11 protein-coding genes are annotated in these 20,067 nt (G+C 61.4%); 6 read left to right on the top strand and 5 right to left on the bottom strand.

Translation table 11 applies throughout. From position 1 onward, the window contains the following. Nucleotides 1-3 precede the first annotated feature (3 nt). On the bottom strand, nt 4-2,460 hold the full coding sequence (locus tag ACH196_RS05775) for a calcium-binding protein (RefSeq protein ID WP_396645692.1): 2,457 nt from the start codon (nt 2,458-2,460) through the stop codon (nt 4-6). Nucleotides 2,461-2,918: 458 nt separating this feature from the next. On the opposite strand from ACH196_RS05775, the gene ACH196_RS05780 reads away from it, so the two are divergent. Further along, entirely contained in the window at nt 2,919-3,917 is a 999-nt protein-coding gene (locus ACH196_RS05780) for an AraC family transcriptional regulator (RefSeq protein ID WP_396645694.1), read from the top strand. A gap of 101 nt (nt 3,918-4,018) precedes the next feature. After that, a complete protein-coding gene (locus ACH196_RS05785) occupies nt 4,019-5,035 on the top strand; it encodes an AraC family transcriptional regulator (RefSeq protein ID WP_396645696.1) in 1,017 nt (338 codons plus the stop codon). A gap of 60 nt (nt 5,036-5,095) precedes the next feature. Here ACH196_RS05785 and ACH196_RS05790 read toward each other — a convergent pair whose 3' ends face one another. The 4 genes from ACH196_RS05790 to ACH196_RS05805 form a co-directional block, all read right to left on the bottom strand. Continuing rightward, a complete protein-coding gene (locus ACH196_RS05790) occupies nt 5,096-6,895 on the bottom strand; it encodes an NAD(P)-binding domain-containing protein (RefSeq protein ID WP_396645697.1) in 1,800 nt (599 codons plus the stop codon). A 145-nt stretch (nt 6,896-7,040) separates the two neighbouring features. Further along, a complete protein-coding gene (locus ACH196_RS05795; RefSeq protein WP_396645699.1) occupies nt 7,041-8,009 on the bottom strand; it encodes a hypothetical protein in 969 nt (322 codons plus the stop codon). A 123-nt stretch (nt 8,010-8,132) separates the two neighbouring features. After that, nucleotides 8,133-8,990, bottom strand: a complete 858-nt coding sequence (locus ACH196_RS05800; protein WP_396645701.1) for a M10 family metallopeptidase — start codon at nt 8,988-8,990, stop codon at nt 8,133-8,135. A 517-nt stretch (nt 8,991-9,507) separates the two neighbouring features. Next, nucleotides 9,508-11,355, bottom strand: a complete 1,848-nt coding sequence (locus tag ACH196_RS05805) for a CHRD domain-containing protein (RefSeq protein WP_396645703.1) — start codon at nt 11,353-11,355, stop codon at nt 9,508-9,510. Nucleotides 11,356-12,006: 651 nt separating this feature from the next. Here ACH196_RS05805 and ACH196_RS05810 point away from each other — a divergent pair. The 4 genes from ACH196_RS05810 to ACH196_RS05825 all read left to right on the top strand — a co-directional run bounded on the left by ACH196_RS05810 (nt 12,007) and on the right by ACH196_RS05825 (nt 19,996). Further along, entirely contained in the window at nt 12,007-16,374 is a 4,368-nt protein-coding gene (locus tag ACH196_RS05810; RefSeq protein WP_396645705.1) for a right-handed parallel beta-helix repeat-containing protein, read from the top strand. 396 nt (nt 16,375-16,770) lie between these two features. Continuing rightward, nucleotides 16,771-18,552 carry an acetolactate synthase 3 large subunit gene (locus ACH196_RS05815; RefSeq protein WP_396645755.1) on the top strand — a complete coding sequence of 594 codons (1,782 nt, stop codon included), beginning with the start codon at nt 16,771-16,773 and terminating at the stop codon, nt 18,550-18,552. Nucleotides 18,553-18,635: 83 nt separating this feature from the next. Beyond that, complete coding sequence (ilvN, locus tag ACH196_RS05820) at nt 18,636-19,208, top strand: acetolactate synthase small subunit (RefSeq protein ID WP_396645707.1); 573 nt, start codon at nt 18,636-18,638, stop codon at nt 19,206-19,208. A 191-nt stretch (nt 19,209-19,399) separates the two neighbouring features. After that, nucleotides 19,400-19,996: a LysE family translocator gene (locus ACH196_RS05825; RefSeq protein WP_396645709.1), complete on the top strand. Its 597-nt coding sequence runs from the start codon at nt 19,400-19,402 to the stop codon at nt 19,994-19,996. Nucleotides 19,997-20,067 lie beyond the last annotated feature (71 nt).

Here is a 20,067-nt window from a genome sequence, read left to right on the forward strand (position 1 = left end):
GATTTACGCCACCACGAAATCCGCCGCGGTGATCGCCGGATTGCCGGTGATCAGTGCGAACTGGATCGCCGCGCCGGCGCCGTTGCCGTCGGCGTCGTAGAACAGTTTTCCGGTGTCGGTCTCGTAGACGATGTAGTCGTTGGCATCGACCGCCACGCCGGAGGCGTTTGCCCGGAAGTTGCCCGCCGCCAGCGCCCCGGTTGCCGCAAGCTTGCCGAAGATCGCGTTCTCAAGCTCGATCGTGTCGGCGGCGGCGCTGAAGTCACCGAGCGTATCGACATTGCCTGCGCCGAGCGCCGAGGAGAAGACGAAGGTATCGGCGCCGCTGCCGCCGTTCAGCGTGTCGAGGCCACCCTTGCCGTCGATGCGGTTGGCGCCGGCGTTGCCCCTGACCTCCTGGCCGATCTCGTTGCCGGTCAGGTCGATGGCAGAGACGCCCGCCGAACCGTTGGTGAAGAGCTGTTCGACATAGACACCCTTGCCGAGGGTGTAGTCGACCGCCGCCATCACCTTGTCGGCGGCACCTTGCGCCTGGATCTCAACCACAATGTCACCGGAGTTGTAGATGCGGTAGGTGTCGTTGCCCTCAAGGCCTTTCAGCATGTCGGCAGCACCCGTGCCGCCATCGTGCAGGACGTTCGATCCAGCATTGCCATATATGTCCTGCGCGAACACGTTGCCGGTGAGATCGATGTTCGACAGGCCGGCAGAGCCGTTCGTCGTCATAATCTCGACGTAGGCGCCCTTTCCGAGCGTGAAATCCACCGCCGACACGACTTTATCCGCCAAGCCCTCCGCAGCGCCCTCAATGACGATGTCGCCGGAATGGTAGACGCGGTAGGTATCATCGCCACCCAGGCCTTTCAGCGTGTCGGCTTCTATGCCGCCGCCATCGTGCAGCAGATTGTCGCCGTTGTTGCCGGTAATCTCCTGGCTCAGTTTGTTGCCTGTCAGGTTGATCGCCGTTGTCGCGGCTTGATCGATGGCTGCGAGGAACTCAATGTCAGTGCCGAATGTCAGCACAAAATTGGAACTCGTGAGCACCTTGTCTTTGGTGCCGTTTCCGAAGTCCTCACCTATGCTATCTGCCAGGTCGTCCACGATATAGAGGTCGTTGCCAGCCCCGCCATATAAGTCGTCGTATCCCGTCCCACCTTCCAGCGTATCGTTTCCATCTCCTCCATACATAGAATCGTTCTGGGCGCCGCCGACAAGATGGTCGTCGCCGCCTTCGCCGTGCAGGATGTCTTCGCCGCCGTTTCCGGTCACGATATCCTTCAGTTCGTCGCCGGTGAAATTGTCGTCGGCTGCGTCGCCAACGGTGGTGCGCACGATCTCGTTGATCGCCGCGCTGAGGCTCGTGCCGTTGGAGTCGGGCGTATTGTCGAACCAGACGGCGCCGAACTTGCCGTTGAGCAGGCCGGCGACGGAGGAGTTGCTGTCGTCGCTGGAGCCGAGGCTGAGCGTGAACTCGTCGGTCACGGCGACGCCCGCCGGCGTATAGACACGGCCCTGCACGTTGAAGTCGGTGAAGCTGATCTGCTTGGTCCAGGTGACCGCGATGAAGCCATTCTCCAGCATCGTGACATCCGGCTCGACCTCGGCCTGGCTGGACGGGGTGTTGACCCGGATGTAGCCGGTGAGGCCGTTGCCGTTGCCGTTGAAGACCTTCAGCGTGATCGCGGAATTGCCGGCGTCGGCGCCGCCCCAGCCGTTGTCCGTGTAGACCACCGCCCAGTTGCCGTCCTTCAGGCCGACCACCTTGGCTTCCGTGTTGTCGCCGATGCTGTCGAGGGCGAAGTCATTCACCTTCGTCGTGCCGTTGGCGTTGTAGATACGGGCATGCAGAACCTGGTCGGCCGGGTTGGTGTCGGTGTAGGTGACGACGTAGCCGCCGGTGCTCAGCGCCGCGACAGCGCTGTCGTTCTGGGTTCCAGGCAGCAGGATATCGTTGACCATGGCGCTGGCGCTGACTTCGTCGCCGGCGTCGTCGAAGACGGTCTGCCAGACATTGTCGGCCCTGGTATCGGTCACGACAAAGCCGCCGCCTGCAAGCGCCGTAACCTGGATGTCGCTGCCGACGGGATCGATCGCGATCTCGGAGCCGATCGGCGTGCCGTCTGCCTGGAACAGGTGGCCTTTGGTGTACGCAATAGGCGATTCGGCGTCGACCCAGGTCACCAGAACGTTGCCGTTGGAGAGTTCGATCACCTGAGGCTGGCCAACGGCCATGGTTCCATTTTCATAAGGAATGTGGAACGCCCCGACAGGCTCGTGGGCAGCATCGTAGAAGTCGACTACGACTTCTCCGTCATTGATGTTGCCGTTGTTGTAGGCGACGGCGAAGCCGCCATTCGACAGGCCGGTGACGTCAGGCAGAAGCTGGTTGCCGGTTTCGAAACTGTTGGCCTGGAACTCGGACTTGATGACGTTACGGGTATAGGTGCTGGTGACAGTCATTGGAGTCTACCTCTTGACAATGGGGCGCCGCGCCGCGCCGACAAGGGAGCGGGACGGTCATGCCCGGTTGGTGGATACGGGCGCGGGTCCGCCCACTTCAGGGACAGGGAACCGGCACTCGCTATGGGCGCCGTGTTAACCTCGCGTCACCGCCCCGTCTTGTCCGCAGGGGAACCCGACTTGACCGCTGGGGAACTCCGGCGAACAAAATGCCCGAAATTTTCACTTTTCTTCGATTTCGGATATCGCCTGGCCGGCAAAGCCACAGTAGGAGGCATCTGCTCTGAAATTGACGACGGCCGCAGGGTCGGGAATGAACGATTGCAACGCAAACCCGTTCGAATCGATTTCGCTTTCCTTCGCGAAGCCGCTAACCCCGTGCTATTCCCTTCGTTCGATCTTGGAGATAGGCTTGTGGCACCTTTTCGCGCGCGGCCAGGGGGCGAAGTTCGGGCGCAATGGAAAAGCTGGTTCTGTCGACCCAGGGGATGCCGGACCGCCTTGACGACCGGGCGCGCTTCAGCACCTGGCACGACATGTATGTGGCGGCCTATTGCGAGTTCGACCTGAGGCGCGTGGAAGGCAAGCCCTTTGCCGCCAACACGGAATTCCAGGCGATTGGCGGCATCGGCGTGGCCAGCACGGACGCCGCCGTCGACCAGGTTCTGCGCAACAAGCAGCATGTCGGGGGGGCGTCGTTACGATCAAACTTCTGTCTGGCCTTCAGCCGCAACGAATTCCCCATCCTCCAGGCGCAACTCGGCCGCGAGGTGGTGCATCGCGTCGATAGCCCAGTGCTGGTGACGGAAGGCGAAGCAGGCGATATCCGGCAGCCGGGCGGCTTCAACTTCCACCTCCTCGACATCCCGCCGCAACTGCTGATCGGGCGTGTCGCCAATGCGTATGACATGGTCGCGCGCCCGCTCGATGCCGCCCCCCAGGCGGCCGCGCATCTCAAGCGCTACATCGGCATCCTGCCGCAGATCACGCAGGGCGAGCCCGATTCGGCCCTGTTCGACCATATCGCGACCACCTTGATCGATCTGGTGGCTCTGGTGCTCGGCGCCAATGGCGACTCGGCCGACTTGGCAAGGATGCGCGGGCTGCGCGCCGCCCGGCTCGAGGACGTATTCGCTTTGATTCGCAAGCACTATGCCGATCCGGAATTTTCCACCGCCCATGTCGCGCGCAAGCTCGGCTTGACGCCGCGCTATGTGAACGATCTCCTGCAGGAAACCGGAACCGGCTTTGCCGACCGGGTGATCGAACTCAGGCTGCAGGCAGCGCGGAAAATGCTGGCCGACAAGGGCAAGGACCGTCTCAAGGTGATCGACATCGCCTATGCCGTGGGCTTCGGCGAAGTATCTTACTTCAACCGCCGTTTCCGTCAGCGTTTCGGGGAAAAGCCTTCGGAGGCACGGGGCCATGGCGATGGTCACGTCAGCGAGAAAGCCTGAGTCTTGCGGGAGCTAAATCTGGCAATCCGGTCTCGACTTTTTCCCCGCTTCGGCGACGGTATCTCCGCGGTCGCGGTCCGGCTGCCTGACGGACGTTCGATATGACGCAGAAGCTCATCCTCTCCACGCAAGACATGCCGACCGGGCTTGACGACCGGGCGCGCTTCAATACGTGGCACGACATGTATGTGGCGGCCTATTGCGATTTCGATCTGAGGCGCATCGAGGACAGGCCGTTCTTCGCCACGGCCGAAGCCCAGCATTTCGGCGGCATCAATGTCGGCGCCACCACCGCAGCCATCGATACGCTGATGCGCAGCAAGCAGCAGGTTGCTGCTGCTGTCCGCTCGAACTTCTGCCTGGCGTTCAGCAACAACGGGTCTCCGCTGATCCAGGCGCAGGCTGGCCGGGAGACGGTGCATCGAGCGGAAAGCCCTATTCTGGTGGCCGAGAGCGAGGCGGGTTATGTGCGGCAGCCCGGCGGCTACGACTTCCTGATGCTGGACATCCCCGCCAAAATGCTGCTGGAGCGTGTCGCCGATGCTCACGATCTGGTGGCGCGGCCGCTCGACGCGGCGCCCAAGGCAGCTTTGCACCTCAAGCGCTACATCGGCATCCTGCCGCACCTGACCCAGGGCGAACCGGATCGTGCCCTGCTGGATCATGTGGCGACCACGCTGATCGATCTTGTGGCGCTGGTGCTCGGCGCGAACGGCGACTCGGCGGAACTGGCGACGATGCGAGGGCTGCGCGCCGCCCGGATCGAGGAGGTGTTCGCCTTGATCCGCAAGCATTTTGCCGATCCGGAATTTTCCACCGCCCATGTCGCTCGCAAGCTCGGCCTGACGCCGCGCTACGTGAACGACCTGCTGCAGGAGACCGGCATGGGTTTTGCCGAGCGCGTGACCGAACTCAGGTTGCAGTCGGCGCGGAAAATGCTGGCCGACAGGAGCAAGGACCGGCTCAAGGTTATCGACATCGCCTACGCAGTCGGCTTCAATGAAGTCTCCTATTTCAACCGGCGTTTCCGCCAGCGGTTCGGTGAGAAGCCGTCGCAGGCACGCGGCGGCCCCGAAGCAATGCAGCCCCGAGGCATTGCTGATCCTCGGCCGGAATGACGGTGCCCGGCATTCCTGCCGGGTGCGCGAAAATTGATACGGCCGGGTCCCGCGACCGCGCTACCCCTTGTGATGGACTTCCTGGAGCCCGTAGACGGGCGTGGGCAAACCTTCCATCCGAGCTTTCAATTGCAGCGACAGAAACTGCGAATAGTGGCGCGACTGGTGCAAATTGCCGCCGTGGAACCACAGCGCGTCCTGCTGCGTCGGCTTCCACATGTTGCGCTGCTCGCCCTCCCAGGGGCCGGGGTCCTTGGTGGTGCTGGAGCCGAGTCCCCAGCATTTGCCGACCTTGTCGGCCACTTCCCTTGAAATGAGATCGGCCGCCCAGCCGTTCATCGAACCGTAGCCGGTGGCGTAGACGATCAGGTCGGCGGGCAGCTCGGTGCCATCCTCAAGCAGGACGGAATGCTCCCTGATCTCCTTCACGTCGCCGCGCGCGAGCTTGATCTCGCCGTCGATGATCAATTGCGAGGCGCCGATGTCGATGTAGTAACCCGAGCCGCGGCGCAGGTACTTCATGAACAGGCCGGAATTGTCATCGCCCCAGTCGAGCATGAAACCCGCCTTTTCCAGCCCCGTGTAGAAATCGGCGTCGCGTTTCTTCATCTCGGCATAGAGCGGGATCTGGAACTCGTGCAGGATTCTGTAGGGCAGGGAAGCGAAGATCAGGTCGGCCTTGGCCGTGGTCATGCCGGACTGGACCGCCTTTTCCGAATAGAGCGCGCTCAGGCCGACATCCATCAGTGTGTCGGAGCGCACGATGTGGGTCGACGAGCGCTGCACCATGGTGACGTCGATGCCGGCTTCCCAAAGGGCGGCGCAGATGTCGTGGGCGGAGTTGTTGGAGCCGATGACGACGGCCTTCTTGCCGATATAGGCGTCGGGGCCGGGATGTTTTGAGGAGTGGTGCTGGTCGCCCTTGAAACTCTCCATACCCTTGATTTTGGGCATGTTCGGCTTTGCCGACATGCCGGTGGCGAGGATCAGGTGCTTTGGTTTGAGCACGATGTCCTTGCCGTCGCGGGCGACAGTGACCGTCCATTCCTTCTTCTTGTCGTCGTATGAGGCACTCTTCGCCTCGGTCGAGCCCCAATAATTGAGCTCCATGACTTTAGTGTACATTTCCAGCCAGTCGCCGATCTTGTCCTTGGGCGAGAAGATCGGCCAGTTCTTGGGGAAATCGATATAGGGCAGGTGATCGTACCAGACGGGATCGTGCAGGCAGAGCGACTTGTAGCGTTTACGCCAACTGTCACCGGGCCGCTCGTTCTTCTCGACGATGATGGTCGGCACGCCGAGCTGCCGCAATCTTGCGCCGAGCGCGATGCCGCCCTGGCCGCCGCCGATGATCAGGCAGTAGGGCTGCTTGGTGAAGCCGAGTTCGGCAGCTTCCTTCTCGCGTTCTTCCTTCCAGGTCGGGCGGTTTCGAGCTGCGCCATGCTTGGCGCCGAGCGGACGGTCGAAGCCGGCGGGTTCCTCGAACCCCTTCAGTTCGACCATGGTTGTCAGCAAGGTCCAGATCTTTCCGTTGCGGACCCTTATCTGGCCAAAGCCGCGCGCAGCATCGGTTTCGAAGCTGATCCAGCCCTCGATCAGGCCGTTGTTTTCGGTGGCGTCCTCGCCCTCGGCGATCCGCCAGTTGGACGGGTTTGTCTTCGCCAGCTGATTTTTCAGCATGTCGCGAATCTGATCGCGACCCTCCATCGTCTTGATGTTCCAGGTGAAAGTGACGAGGTCGCGCCAGTAGCAATCCTCCTGGAAACAATCGGCCGCGGCCTCGATGTTGCCGGCGGCAAGCGCGCCGCCGAATTTGTCGAGCAGGTCCGAAAGTTTTTTGTTGGGCGCCTTGTCGAGCATGAAAATCCTCCCAGGAAAGGCTTCGCGGCCCGCACGCCTCCTCGCGGCGAGCCTTTTTGCAGTATGTGCGAAGGCTTTGCCCGCCGTCACGCCCGACCAAAGTCGGGACCGGTTTATGTATTGTACCAGAAGCTCGCGGCCGGACTCACGCCACGGAGAAATCCGCGTTGGTCAATGCCAGCCCGGCGATGATCGTCACGAAGTGGATGCCGGCAGCAGCGCCTGTCCCGTCTGCGTCGTAGAAGATTTGTCCGGTGTCGGTCTCGTAGATGATGCGGTCGCTGCCATCCTGGGCCAGCCCAGTGGTGTTCGCCCGGAAGGCCGCTGCGGAAAGCGTACCGGTGTTCAGGGCGGTGAAGATGGCGTCCGAAAGCAGCAGGCGGTCGTCCGGCACGCTGAAATCGAGGACCGTGTCGACATTGCCGTCGCCGATAGCTGTCGTGAAGACGAAAGTGTCGGCGCCACCCAGACCGCGGAGCGTGTCGGTGCCGCCCTTGCCGTCCAGCCGGTTGGCGCCGGCATTGCCGGTCATCATCTGGCCGATCTCGTTGCCGGTAAGATTGATGGCGCTGGTCCCGGCGACCGAGGTGGTCGTCATCCACTCGACATGGACGCCGGCGGCCAGCACGTAGGAGGTCCCGGCACCGACCTTGTCGACGTCGCCTTGCGTCGAATTCTCCTGAATACTGTCGGTCGCCCTGTAGACCAGATAGATGTCGTCGCCGTCGAGACCCGACAACGTGTCCCGGCCGCCGCCGCCTTTCAGAGTGTTGGCGCCGGCGTTGCCCGTGATGGTTTGGTCGAAGTCGTTGCCGGTGAGGTCGATCGCCACCGCATCCGTTTGCGACGTCGTTTCGAGAAATTCGATCTCCACGCCGGCTGACAGCACCCAGGAGGCGGACGCAAGCACGGTATCGATACCTTCGCCGACCGCTTCGACCACCGTGTCGGCGATATTGTCGACGATATAGGTATCGTTGCCCAGGTGGCCGATAAGCGTGTCGGCGTTGCTCCCGCCGTCCAGGCGGTTGGCTGCGCCGTTGCCATTGATGTTGTCGGCGCCGGAGCCGCCGATCACATTTTCAATCAGGGACGCCGGGTTGTTCTGATACATGAAGGCGTTGAACACGTTGCCGCGCGCAAAGCCGCCATTCGGGCCGCCGCCGAGATAGGCGCGCTGATCGCTGGAGAAAGTAGAATAGCCGCCGGGGGTCAGGCTAACGAACAGGTTGGTCGTTTAGCCGGAAAGATCGTAGGTATCGTTGCCGCCGCCGTCCCACACGGTCTGGAAAATTCGGTTTGCGCCGGGGTCGATGGCAAGGTTTCCGTTGACGTAGGTTTCGCCCGTCGTCGCGTTCCAGGAATAGACGGTGTTGCCGTTGTTGGTGGTGTAGTCGGCGCCGTACATGTGCTGCAGGGCGGCGATGTCGTCCATCATGAAGGTCTGCGGCGCACCCCAGGTCTCGTAGTTGTAGCCACTGGTGTCGTCGCCGATGAAGGTGCGGTACGTCATCACGCTGTATTCGAGCGAGTCGCGGTTGGCCGGCAGCGCGCCGAAACCGCCCGTCTCGTGGCCGTGCTTCAATCCAAGGGCGTGGCCGGTCTCGTGAATGATCGTATGCCAGTCGTAATTGCCGGCCGTCGGCAGGTCGCCCGAGGGACCGAAGAAGGCGTCGCCGCCGTAGTTCGCAGTGTCCGGGTAGTAGGCGTATGCGGTGCTGGGATTGCTCGTGTTGGCGTAGCGCAAGGTCGCGGCGCCGGTGTCCGTTCCCGCATAGGATATGGTGAGGCCGGTAAAGCCTTCGACGGAAAAGCCGACCGCACCGCTCGGCTGCGTCTGGATATCGGCGTTCAAGGCGAAGTGCACTGCAACCATCTGCTGGGCGCTAAGCTGGGAAAAGTTGGTAAATGCTTCGGGATGACCGGTGCCATACTCGGAAGCAGCGTCTGGATCGCTGTAGCTGATCGAGCCGTCGGACCATCTGTTGGGGCCGAGGAGGCCGTCGATGCGCTGGACGCCGGAGGCGACGTTGGCGGCTGTTGGATCGCTGGTGCCGTTGGCTACGGGGCCGACATCGAGAGGTGCGGCGCTCATCATGGCCTCCGATCAGGCAGGGCAGGGGCCACGGCCCGACCTGGCGATAGGCTCGATGGGGAGAGGGCTTTCGCTACCGTTGATCTGCTGCCGTTGTGGCCACAACGTGCGTGCACAGCAGGATGTTGAATGGACATCGCCCGGTCTTTCCAAAAGGCTTTTAAACGGCCAAGTCGTAAAAAATTTCGAAACTATGCCGATCGTTATTGTATCGAATTGACGCTTCCCTCCGCCTGCGATGGGTACAACCCAGGGACGATTCCGATACGTTGCCGTTGATCGTTTGCACCTGGTTGCCGGAAAGGCGCGGGCCAAGGCGGCCGCGCGCGCATGGACTGCCGGAAGGCAGTCTGGCTGCCGTGATGAAACGCGGATCGCAATGCGATGAAAGCGGCCGGTGCCCTGCAGGTGCCGACCAAGCAAAGGAAATCAAGCCAAAGCGTTGGCGTATGAGGCATCCCGATTCAACCCAACCGCCCGCCGCGCTTGCGGCGGGCGGCGTTTGGCATGCGGGAGTTCACGCTACGGAGAAATCCGCGTTGGTGAGTGCAAGCCCAGCGGTGATCGTCACGAAATGGATGCCGGCCGTGGCCCCGGTTCCGTCCGCGTCGTAGAAAATCCTGCCGGTGTCGTTCTCGTAGATGATCCGGTCGCTGGCGTCGCCGGCCAGTCCGGTGGTGTTCGACCTGAAAGCGGCGGAAGCCAGCGTGCCGGTGTTCAGCGCTGTAAAAATGGCGTCCGAAAGCAGCATGCGGTCGTCGGGCACGCTGAAGTCGAGAATCTTGTCGACATTGCCGCCGCCGAGTGCTGTCGCAAAGACGAAGGTGTCTGCGCCGCCGAGACCGCGATACTGGTCGGCGCCGCCCTTGCCCTCCAGCCGGTTGGTTCCTGCATTGCCGGTCATCATCTGGCCGATCTCGTTGCCGGTGAGATTGATGGCGCCGGTGCCGGCGGCCGAGGTGGTCGTCATCTGTTCGACATGGACGCCGGCCTTGAGCACATAGGAGACGGCTGTGGCGATCCTGTCGACGGCACCTTGCGTAGAACTCTCCTGAATGACGTCGGTGGCGTTGTAGACAAGATAGATATCGTTGCCGCCGAGGCCGGACAACGTGTCGAGGCCACCGCCGCCCTTCAGGACATTGATGCCGGCATTGCCGACGATGGTCTGGGAGAAGGCGTTGCCGGTGAGGTTGATAGCGCCGGTTCCGCCCATCGAGGTGGTGCGCAGCGTCTCGACCTCCGCGCCGGCGGTGAGTACATAATTTGTGTTGGTGGCGACGATGTCGGCGAGATCGCCGGCATCTTCCAGAATGACGTCCCCAGCATTGTCGACGAAATAGGTGTCATCGCCGGCAAGGCCTTTCATGGAATCCGCGCCGGCGGCGCCGTTGAGCACGTTGTTCACGTCGTTGGCCACAAGAATGTCATTGTGGGACGAGCCGGTGAGATTCTCGATCGAGAACAGTTCATCGCCGGCCGCGTGTCCGCCCGTGTAGGTCTCGGTCCACATGTTGACGTTCACGGCGGCGTTCGAGCCGGCGTAGCTCGCGGTGTCGACGCCGCTGCCGCCATGCAGGTGATCAGCGCCGGCGCCGCCCACCAACGTATCGTTGCCGGTCTCGCCGAGAAGGTGGTCGTTGCCGCCGAGGCCGTTGATGACATCGGTGCCGCCGGCGCCGAACAAATCGTCTATGCCGGCGGTGCCATTGATCGTCTCGTTGACGTTACCGGCGAAGATGAAGAAGGACTCTTCCAGATCGGCCACCTCGATGCCGCCGAGCGTCAGCACGTCGGCGACGCCGTTCTTGCGGATCGTTATGTCGGCGCCCTGCACCGTGTCCGAGAGCACATGCAGCAGCGCCTCGAAGGTGCCGACGTTGAAATCGGTCAGGTCGATCCTGTCGTTGCCGGTATCGCCCAGATTGGCTTCAAGCTGCCCGCGGATTTCGCCGCCGGTGAACTTATCGGTGTGTATGTTGACGTAGAGGCCTTTGCTCAACAGGTCGTCCACCTCGGTGATCGGGATGTCCCAACTCCTGGAAATGCTGAAAGCCTGGGCCGACGGCGGCGTGAGACTGAACACCACGCCGCCGTTCACGCCGGCGACTCCGTGGTGGATGTGGCCGCTGATCGCGTTGGTGCTGAGTCCTGTGACGTCGACGTCGATATCGAGCTTCGTCTGTGCGAAATTCAGCACCGCGTCGGCGGTGCCGGTTGCTGTCGTGTCGCGCGGCGGAACCTCGTTGGCGCCGCTCAGGTCGGCGTGAAAATAGCGGGAGCGGAAATCGACGACGGTGTTGTCGCCCGACCCGACCTCGAATTGGAAGCTCTGGTTGCCAGAGCCAAGCGTGATGTTAGCCATAATGCCCTCCCAGACTTTGCGCTAAAAACCGATGATAGACCCAGGCCGGGGGAGCGGCCCGTAGCAATCGTGTCAACGATGGCGGGGCCGCACTTCTTCCCGCAAAGAAGCAACGAGCGGCGCGGCACGAAAGTTTCGGCGGCAATGAAAGAGCATGCGCGAAACCACCGGAGGACCGCTGGCATCCACAGATGGAGAATTCCGAGTGAGCGGCCAGTTTGGCGGGCGGGCGAGTTGAGGCGGGCGGGATTCTCGGGTGGGACCGCCCTCAACATCAGTTCGTCGGTCGATTCGATGCCGAACTCGCGATTTTCAGCAGGGGGATAAAATGCCCGGTAAAAATTCCGTGATGAAGAGCCGAACCCGAATATAACTCAGTCATTTCAAAATGTTGATTGAAAGGCGCCTTTTGTCGCGGTGAGAAATTGTTCCTGTTTTGTTCCCATCACATACAGTGAGCGCATAGTCCGGTCTCCGAAACGAGAGACCGGAAGGCCGCATGGGGCGGCCAGGCTCTCGCAACGGACGCGACTGCGCCATGCCGGCCATTCGCGAACGGCGACACGCGATCCTTTGAGGACCACTATGGCTCTGCAGACAGAAACACAAACACTCATCGCTTCGTTTGCGGTACCCCCGTCGGAAAAACGGGTGAGTCTGATCGACCTGACTATTCGCGGGCTGAAAGAGACGGGCGTCTGGACCCAGTTGAAAGCACTTTATGTGCTCGCCGCGCATGACAGCCAGGCTGCGAACATGAATTGGAAGTCGCCTCCAACCGCCCCGAAGTTTGACCTTACTTCTAGCGCATCCCCTATTTTCATTCCCGATATCGGCTATAAGGGCGATGGCGTCGATGACTACCTCGACACCAATCTTGCCGGCAACGATGCGACGGTCTTCACGACCAGTTCGGCCGTGATGGGGGTATGGGTTCACGAGAATCCGGCTGGCGGGGACCAATATCTGATCGGCCAGGCAAGTTCGTCCGGCGAGCGGACGGTTCTGGCTCAGAACGATTCGACCGGATCGCTTGCAGGCCGGCTGGGCAGCCCCAGCACGGTCGCCCTCGGCCTGGCGCCCGTGAATTCGGTCCATCTGACCGTTTCGCGAACCGACAACGCCAACCTGACACGCTATTTCAACGGCAAGAATGCCCAGACCGATTCGTCGGGAAGCCCGGCCCTTTCCGCTTCCAAAATCACGCTCCTCAGTCGCGGAACAGCCGATTTCAGCGATGCCATCATATCAATCGCTTACTTTGGCAGCGGCCTGACCGCGCAACAAGTGGCCGATCTCGACCGTATCCTGCGGAACTATCTGAACAACGTTCAGATATCGGAGTATCCCTATGCTACCCCAGAGCAGTTCGGTGCGATCGGTGATGCATTTCTGAACAGCAACGATGACTTGGTTGGAACCGACGATACGGCGGCGCTCGATGCCTGCCGTGACTACTGCGTCGCGACGGGCAAGACCATGCTGCTCACCTCGGCTTACTGGTACAAGGGCGGTGCTTTCCAACTCAACGATCCGATCACCATTCGCGGCACTGATCGGTCGACCAGCGGCCTCTTTCTCGACATCGACAATACCAAGCCGGGTATCTTTATTCTCGGGCAACACATCACCTGCGAGAACTTCTTCATCGATGTGCACACTCCCGAGGAAATTCAGAACGGGCAAGGGAACAACGGAACCTGCGTGACCGTCGGGGATGTATATTACATCCTGCCCGTCGATGCGGCGCCGGTGGAAGGCGAATCTCCTTACGAATTCGGATTGCGGGTGGCGCCTCCGCTCGCCACCGACATCGTGCTGCGGGACTTGTGGCTGCGGCAGCGCAAGCAGTCCGGCGGCGGGCACGCGATCGCGACGGTGGGTCGCACGTCCGGCGTGACGATTGAGAACATCCTGTGCGAGGGCTATGATCGCTTGACGCCCATGGGCAGTTTCCTGCTCACCCATTGGGGCCTGTCGGGCCAGACTTTTCCCGCGTACGAGGATGGAACGCTGATCGAGCCGTTCGTCCTGCAAAAGACAGAACACACTTTCACCTACCACCCGAACAACATCTTCGTGCGCAATATCCGGCTTCGCCATACCGGCAGGGTTCTGGAGCATTCCGCTTCCTACAATGTGTTCGTCGACGGCGTAAATATCGACGGATTTGACGATGGAGTTCTTGGAAACGGCGTGCAGATCACAAATATCACCGTCGGCGATGAAGCCGACAGCTTCGCGCATCCCGACGACAAGGGCAAAGTCTATTCCAACATCGTCATCGGAAACGTCGTCGGCTGGAACATCGAGGGCAACAGTCCAAACGAGGCCGGCACGTCCCTTCTGGACTGGCCCGCTTCTTCGACGAGCAAGTACTACAACGCCGACGGTTCGCTCACCAAGGACTGTATGGCGATAAAGTTCGATCATGACCCCATTTCCCTCGCCATGGGACAGGAAGAAGTGGTCAGCCTTGCCGTCCCCGAGGCCAAAGTGGGAATGACGCCGTTCACCCGGTTCAGCAAACCGATACCTACCGGTTACACTGTTGTCCCCACGATCGAAGTAAACGGCACGATCAAGGTGACCTTTCGCAACAACAGTGTCCCCAGCCCGACCGATATCGGCGTGGGCACGCTTGTGGCTTATGTTGAAAAGCAACGCCGGCACTATCAGCCGGAGTGGACCGGCTGTCATTTCTACAACTGGCGGATCCACGGCATCGGGACCACCACCGACCTCATCAACATCCGCAACGGCCGGATATTCGCGTCTTTCGATAATATCCAGGCGCTTGGTGCAGACAATGTCGCGGGCGTGCTTCTACAGCAGACGCGCGGCCGGCTGAACTTCAGCAACTGCGTGGTGCCCGGCAGAGTCGAGATGAATGTCTGCGACGGTGTGACTTTCGACAATTGCGCCATCCGCGACACCGCGACGGTCGTACTGCAAACGACATTGGCGACCGGACTCACCCGAGGCCATATCCTGACCGGAACCGCGCGCCCGACTGAAAACGACAGAAAGGTGGTCGGCACTATAACGGAAGTCCGCTCCAACGTGCTCGCGTTCAAAACTCAAAACGTAGGCGATGATTTCACGGTAGATGAGATCATTACCGGAGCAACATCTGGAGCGACCGCCAAAATCGCGGATCAAACGGATGGCGGGACGACCGGCACGCTGACGCTCACAGAGGTTTCTGGTTCGTTCCTTGATGGTGAAACCATCAATTCGGCCGGTGGGTCCGCGAAGGTAGACGCAGCGAATTCGACATCCACGTTCTACGTGCGGCTTCACGAGACGCCGTGGCACGCATTTGTCAAAGATGAAACGGTCAGTTCGAACACGCTCGCCTATGATGACCAGAAGGCGCAGTTCAAGATCGGGCAGACGATCGTCGGAGAAAATTCTAGAGCACGTGCGGTAATCACGGCCCAGACGGACCTGGGAACGACCGGAGTGCTCACGCTTACATCGATCGACGGGATGTTCGTCGACAATGAAAAGATATCGGATCCATCGTTCGGCCGCGCGCTGGCCAATGGTACCGTCACCGGCGGCATGCTCAGTTTCGACAAGCAGGTCGGCGATTTCATAGTCGGTCAGACCATCGTGGGAGACAACTCCAGCCCTCCTGCAACGGCGAAGATCGCCGCGCAGATAGATGGCGGGACTACAGGTACGCTTACGCTTTCATCGATCGTCAACGTGTTTGTGGACAACGACCCGATTACCGATCCTGCGTCCGGCCGAGCGTCGGTGAACGGTACCACCAACGTGACTGTCAAGGCGGTTTCTCCGGTGCCGACCTATGCCGTTCTGATCGATGGCGAGATGGAAACCAGCTATCTGAAGTTGGCCGTGCTGCAGGGTGGGACTACGCTCGAACTCTATCCGCAACTCGCTTTCGATGACGGGGTTGGCGCCTTTGCCGTGAACGACACAGTCACGGTGGCCAGCGCTTCGGGTGTGATTGTCGGGCAGACGGGCGACGGGGAGTCCGGAACGCTCATTCTCAAGGATGTCTCGGGAACGTTCCTGGACAATGAAACCCTCAAGGTCGGTGGCTTCGACAAAGCCAAGGTCAAGGCGGTTTCCCTCAGCGGCCAGCTTGTTACGCTCGTTGACGGCATCCCGAATGACGTTTTCGTCGGTGACAAGATCACTTACGCGGGTGGAGTGACTTATGTCACGGAAAAGAAAGACGCCTTGGAAACGGCGAAGGTGAAGGTTCAGCCGGTCCCCGCCGGCGCCGCAATCGGAAGTGAGATCCAGCTTCATCGCCGCAGTCGGAACATTGCATTCGACAATTGCGAGATCAGCGGGGGCAGCCGTGGTATCGCCGTGATCAACGCCGACAGCGTTCGGGTGAGCGGTGGCACAATCCGGGATTGCGGCGCTTTCGGATTGCTGGTCAATGCGGGAGCGACCGTCGACCTGGACGGCGTCACCTTCTCCAACAACGGATTGGTGCGCGTGGGACTCGAGGCAAATGCCGACACTCGCGACATACTTGTGGGGACGGGCGGGACCGTTCGCGCCGACAGGCTGATCTTCAAGGACGGATACTGGGTAGAATACAATGTTGACGTCAATCCTGACGCTACCGGCGGCCATCTCCGAGACAGCATTTTCGCGCCGATTGGAGGGCCGGGAACCCCCGTTCCTGGGCAGCCTTTGGACGGGCATATGCTGATCTTGAGCAGTCAGTTCGGCATCTCCGGCAACCGCGACAGTGCCGGCATGCTCGTCGGCGCTGGAACACGCCAGGGTTTTGCAACCTACAATCCACCGCCGCTTGCTGATGGCGCTGGCGTAACCACGTCGGTCACCGTGACAGGCGCGGCGCTCGGCGATTTCGCTTCGGCGTCGTTCAGCCTTGGTCTCCAAGGCATCCTGCTCACGGCATGGGTAAGTGCAGCGGACACGGTGTCGGTACGGTTCCAGAACGAGACGACCGGCCCGATCGACCTCGGCAGCGGCACGCTGACGGCGGTCGCTGCGAGGCCCTAACGCGCTGGGAAGCGGCTGCCGGACAGCAGCCGGCCTGACCCAGCATTTCCATGGACTCGGTCCCGGCATCGTCCGGGGCCGAGGCTTTTTCAAAGCCTATCGGCCGAGACCGTGCATGTGGTCGATGAAGGCGGCGCGGATTCGATGCACCTATCTTACGTCGATTTTCCCCGTTGACACCGCCCAATGCTCGCCCCTATTGTCCGCGCCCATGAAGACGATCCTCATTCTCGTAGGAAGGCGCATGGGCAAGGCGGTGTAACCGCCGGGCGATATCCACCCATGCGCACCAAGCAGGCTCCCTCCCGGGGGCCTTTTTTATTGCCCGCAACACGACTAAACGACCAGCACACGCCGATGAAGGCGAGAACAGACGGGACTGCAGCGATGACCAGCATGGCAAAGATCGAGACCGGCAAGCGCGAGATGACGGGCGCCGAGATGGTCGTCCAGGCGCTCAAGGACAACGGGGTCGAGCATCTGTTCGGCTATCCCGGCGGCGCGGTTCTGCCGATTTATGACGAGCTTTTCCAGCAGGAGGACGTGCAGCACATCCTCGTCCGCCACGAGCAGGGGGCGGGGCACGCGGCGGAGGGCTATGCCCGCTCGACCGGCAAGGCCGGGGTCATGCTGGTGACCTCGGGGCCGGGGGCCACCAATGCGGTGACGCCGCTACAGGATGCCCTGATGGATTCTATCCCGCTGGTCTGCATCACCGGCCAGGTCCCAACCTCTCTGATCGGTTCCGACGCGTTCCAGGAATGCGATACGGTCGGCATCACGCGACCCTGCACAAAACACAACTGGCTGGTGAAGGACGTCAACGACCTGTCGCGCATCATCCATGAAGCGTTTCATGTCGCGACCACCGGCCGGCCCGGCCCGGTCGTCGTCGACATCCCGAAGGACGTGCAGTTCGCCAAGGGCATCTACACGCCGCCGCAGACGGCGCCGCGCATGAGCTACCAGCCCAAGGTGCAGGGTGACCTCGACAAGATCAAGGAGGCGGTGGCGCTGCTGGCGTCGGCGAAGAAACCGGTCATCTATAGTGGTGGCGGCGTTATCAATTCCGGCCCGGAGGCCAGCCACCTGCTGCGCGAACTGGTGGATTTGACCGGCTTCCCGATCACCTCGACGCTGATGGGGCTCGGCGCCTATCCGGCGAGCGGCAAGAACTGGCTGGGCATGCTCGGCATGCACGGCACCTACGAAGCCAATCTGGCCATGCACGACTGCGACGTGATGCTGTGCGTCGGCGCTCGCTTCGACGACCGCATCACCGGCCGCATCAGCGCGTTTTCGCCGAACTCCAAGAAGATCCACATCGACATCGACCCATCGTCGATCAACAAGAACGTGCACGTCGACGTGCCGATCATCGGCGATGTCGGGCGTGTGCTGGAAGACCTCGTCCGGCTGTGGCGGGCGACGGCGAAAACCGACAAGAAGGCGCTTTATCCGTGGTGGGAGCAGATCGCGCGCTGGCGGGCGCGGGATTCGCTGGCGTTCAGGAACAATGACGACGTGATCATGCCGCAATACGCCATCCAACGGCTGTTCGAACTCACCCGCGACAAGGACGTCTACATCACCACGGAAGTCGGCCAGCACCAGATGTGGGCGGCGCAGCATTTCCACTTCGACAAGCCGAACCGCTGGATGACGTCCGGTGGCCTGGGCACGATGGGCTACGGCCTGCCGGCCGCTCTCGGCGTGCAGATCGCCCATCCGCAGTCGCTGGTCATCGACATCGCCGGCGACGCCTCGGTGCAGATGACGATGCAGGAGATGTCCTGCGCGGTGCAGTACGAGGCGCCGATCAAGATCTTCATCCTGAACAACCAGTATATGGGCATGGTGCGGCAGTGGCAGCAGCTTCTGCATGGCAACCGGCTGTCGCATTCCTACACGGAAGCGATGCCGGATTTCGTGCTGATGGCGCAGGCCTATGGCGCGCATGGCATTCGCTGCGAGAAGCCGGGCGATCTCGACGACGCGATCAAGGAGATGATCGACGTCAAGAAGCCGGTGCTGTTCGACTGCCGCGTGGCGACGCTCGCCAACTGCTTCCCGATGATCCCGTCGGGCAAAGCGCATAACGAAATGCTGCTTCCCGACGAGGCGACCGACGAGGCGGTGGCGAATGCCATCGACGCGAAGGGCAGGGAACTGGTCTAGCCCTAGATTGCGGGCCGCTCGTGACAGGCGGCCCATTTCATTCCGTAAAAAATTCAGTCTGTTCGCGAAAGCACAAATCCAACATGAACGCCCAGCTTCAGCCCACCGGCTCCGCCTATTTCATCGCCCGCGAGACCGAGCGTCCCGAAACGCACACGCTGTCGGTGCTGGTCGACAACGAGCCGGGCGTGCTCGCCCGCGTCATCGGTCTGTTTTCGGGGCGCGGCTACAACATCGAGAGCCTGACGGTTTCCGAGACCGAGCACGAAAAGCATCTGTCGCGCATCACCGTGGTGACGCGCGGCACGCCGCATGTTCTGGAGCAGATCAAGCATCAGCTCGAACGCATCGTGCCGGTGCATCGCGTGGTTGACCTGTCGGTGCGTGCCGGCGAACTCGGGCAGGACAAGCCGCTGGCGCGCGAGCTGGCGCTGATCAAGGTCGCGGGAACGGGCGATGCCCGCGTCGAGGCGCTGCGGCTCGCCGAAGCGTTCCGAGCGAAAGTGATCGACGCCAACACCGAGCATTTCATCTTCGAGATCACCGGCGCCGTCACCAAGATCGAGCAGTTCATCGCCATCATGAAGCCGCTCGGGCTGGTGGAAGTCTGCCGCACCGGCGTGGCGGCGATGAACCGCGGCCCACAGGGGATGTGATTTTTCATCCGGACGGTGTGTGGGCCGAATTTTCTCCACGCGACCGTTTCCACGGTCCGCCAATGCCTTGATGACTCCTGTTGCCAGGGATGTGATGGCTGCCAAGCTTGTCACCGAAGCAATTGCGCGCGTGACATGCGGCCGAATATTAGGTCAATTATACTGACATAAAAAGACGATCCGGAAACGCCATGTCCACCGATGTCTTCCTCGCATTGCTGCTCTACGCGTTCGTCACCTCGATCTCGCCGGGGCCGAACAATCTCATGCTGTTGGCGTCGGGTGTGAATTTCGGCTTCGTGCGGACGATCCCGCATATGGTGGGGATCGCCATCGGCTTCCTCGTGCTTCTCCTGGCGGTCGGCTTCGGGCTGGGCGCCATCCTGACCGCTTTTCCGGCGCTGGAACTGGCGCTGAAAGTCGCGGGTGGGGCTTATCTGCTTTATCTCGCCTGGAAGATCGCGATGTCGCGGACGCTGGGCAATGCCGGCGACCGCAGGGCGCGGCCGATGACGTTTCTGGAAGCGGCAGCGTTCCAATGGGTCAATCCGAAGGCCTGGGCGATGGCGGTGGGCGCGATGTCGCTCTACACCAATCATGCGCAGCCGTTTTTCTCCGTCCTGGTCATCGGCTTCGCTTTTGCCGCGGTGAATTTCCCGAGCGTCTCGACCTGGGCGGGTTTTGGCGTGGCGTTGCGCGGATTTCTCGCCGATCCGGCCCGGCTCAAGTGGTTCAATATCGCGATGGGTTTGCTGCTGGCGGCCACGCTGTGGCCGATGCTCCGATAGTCCAAGCACGCCGGCACTGGCTATTAAATGTTCTTAATGTAGCTTGAAGGCCGCTGTTCGGCCTCTCGGCG

The sequence above is a fragment of the Mesorhizobium sp. IMUNJ 23232 genome (assembly GCF_044326205.1).
GTDB lineage: Bacteria > Pseudomonadota > Alphaproteobacteria > Rhizobiales > Rhizobiaceae > Kumtagia.